This is a genomic window from Curtobacterium sp. B8, assembly GCF_000333315.1.
GTDB classification, from domain to species: Bacteria; Actinomycetota; Actinomycetes; order Actinomycetales; family Microbacteriaceae; genus Curtobacterium; species Curtobacterium luteum.
Window position 1 is genome coordinate 1 of record NZ_BACW01000053.1, and the last position, 2,518, is coordinate 2,518.

The window sequence follows — 2,518 nt, forward strand, 5'->3', positions numbered from 1 at the left end:
TGTTGAACAAGCCCCCAGAGGCCGCCCGTAGTACATGCCGATCACGGGAAAGTCGTCGTACACGATGTTCTGCAGCTGGTGCAGGATCTCCCGCTGCTTCGCCTCGTCGGTCGTCGCCTTGTACTCGTCGAGCAGCGCCTGGGTGTCGGCGTTCTTGTAGCGCTCGTAGTTGTTCACCGTCGACTTGCCGACAGGCTGGTAGAAGTCGCTCGAGAGCAGCGAGTTGAAGGCCTGGTAGACGTCGCCGTTGCCCATGCCGCCCATGGCCATGTCGAACTTGCCGTTGTTGAGGTTGGCCTGGTAGCCGGCTGGCTGCGGTGCCTGGAGGGAGACCTTGATGCCGATCGCGGTCAGGTTCCGCTGGACCTGCTGTGCCGCACGGAGCCAGTCGGAGTAGCCGTTCGCGGTCATGATCGTGATGGTCAGCTGCTTGCCGTCCTTGACGAGCTTGCCGCCCTGCTGGGTGTACCCGGACTTCGCGAACTCCTGCAGGGACCGCTTCGTGTCCTGCGTGATCATGCCCTCGTCCGGGATCGACGGGTCGAGGTACTGCTCCTGGTTGGGCAGGATGAGGCCCGTCTGGCCCGCGGCCGTCAGGTTGCCCTCGGTCGCGGTCTCGGCGATCTCCTTCCGGTCGAGCGCGTACGAGATGCCCTTGCGGACGTTGACATCGTTGTACGGCGCCTTCGTGAGGTTCGGGACGAGTCCGATCACCCCGCCGGCCGGGAACCACCACGTGTTGGTCTTCGAGGCCGCACCCCAGGTGCCCTCGACGTCCGAGATGAACGAGTACGCCCAGTCGTAGCCGCGGGTGACGGTGTCGAGCTGCGTGTTCGTGGCCGGGAGGATGAGGTGCTTGATCGCGATCTTGTCGGCCTGCCAGTACCGCGGGTTCTTGTCCATCGAGTACTGCTGGTCGGTGTAGTTCCCGAGCACGAACGGGCCGGTGCCGACGGGGTTCGGGTCACGCCACGTGGTCGGGTCCTCCACCTTCCCCCAGTGCTGCTCGCCGAGGATGTAGGTCGCGCCGATGATGTTGAGGCTCGGCACGTCGTCGCTCTTGAGGTGGAAGACGACGTGGTCACCGTCCTGCTCGATGCGGTCGATGTGCTGCCAGGCGCCCTTGATGTCCATCGCGGGGAACTTCTTGAGCAGGTCGAACGTGAAGACGACGTCCTTCGCACTGAACGGGTCGCCGTTCGACCACTCGACGCCCTGCCGGATCGTCATGTCGATCGTGCGGGCGTCCGGCTGGGTCCAGCTGCTCGCGAGCCACGGGGTGCCCTTGCCGTCGAGCGGGTTGACCTCGATGAGCGGCTCGTACATCCACTTGCTCGCGGTGCGCGAGTTCGAGATGTACGGGTTGAAGTTGCGGTCGAACAGCGGGTTGCCGTGGTCGGCGTTGATGAGCATCGTGTCCTTGCCGATGCTCGGGTCCGGCTGGGAGCGGACCTGGATGCTGCACCCGCTCGCGGCGAGCGCCACGACGGCGACCCCGGCCAGGGCGGCGAGGAGGCGGCCGCGTCGGCGGGGACGGGCGGTGCCGGCGGCGCGGGTGCGGCGGGCTGGACGCGCGGCGGGCGTGGGGGTGCCCGCTGGTTCGCGCATGCGCTGTGGGGGAAGCGTCATTGCTCGGTCGACCTCCGTGTCGATGGGTACCAGGCCAATGTATGCGCTTACATCTCGGCGCGCAAGCGATCGGGTTGTTTGACGGGGCGGGACACGGTGCGGGGTCGTCGGTGCGTCGGGGCGGGGCTCACACGGTGCGAGGGCGTCGCCGCGCGATTCGTACGGTGCGAGGATCCGCGCAGCGTGCGAGGACCCGAGCCCCGCACCGTGTGTGGAACCTCGCACGCTCGGGCGCGCGGGGTGCGGGGCTCACACGGTGCGAGGGCGTCGCCGCGTTGGGCGCACGGTGCGAGGTTTCGCGCAGCGTGCGAGGACTCGTGCCCCGCACCGTGTGTGGAACCTCGCACGCTGGAGCGCGCGGGGTGCCGGGCGCGGAGCTCGCACGGCGCCGCCGCGGGGGCCCAGGGGCCCGAGCGCGGTCAGGCGTCGAGGGTGGGCGGGCAGCTCTCGCGGAGCAGCACCTCGACGGGGAGCCGCACCGCACGCGGCGGACCGTCCGGGTGCGCCAACCGCTCGACGATCGCCCGGACCGCCGCCCGCCCGAGCTCCCCCATCGGCTGGTGGACGGTCGTCAGCCTCGGAGACGAGAACCGGCCCGCGTCGATGCCGTCGAACCCGGTGACCACGACGTCCTCGGGCACCCGGATCCCTGTCGCGGCCGCGGCGTCGAGCACGCCGAGCGCGGACTGGTCGTTCGAGCAGACGACGGCGCGTGGCACCTCGCCCGCGAACAGTGCCGTCGCGAGTTCCCGCGCTCGGGCTCGACCGAAGTCGCCGTGCACGACCGACACGTCGGCCGGGTCCACCCCGTGTTCCACGAGGGCGTCCCGGAAGCCCGCGGCACGCTCCATGTCGTCCGGGGAGTCGATCGGCCCTGCGACGACGCGAT

At 69.3% G+C, this 2,518-nt stretch carries 2 protein-coding genes; both read right to left on the reverse strand.

Features of this window, described 5'->3' with window-relative positions; all coding sequences use genetic code 11:
- A partial coding sequence (locus tag I59_RS01540) for an ABC transporter substrate-binding protein (RefSeq protein WP_022902369.1) occupies positions 1 to 1,608 on the reverse strand: 1,608 nt, incomplete at its 3' end.
- Positions 1,609 to 2,048: 440 nt separating this feature from the next.
- On the reverse strand, positions 2,049 to 2,518 hold a 470-nt coding region (locus I59_RS01545; RefSeq protein ID WP_022902370.1), incomplete at its 5' end, for a LacI family DNA-binding transcriptional regulator.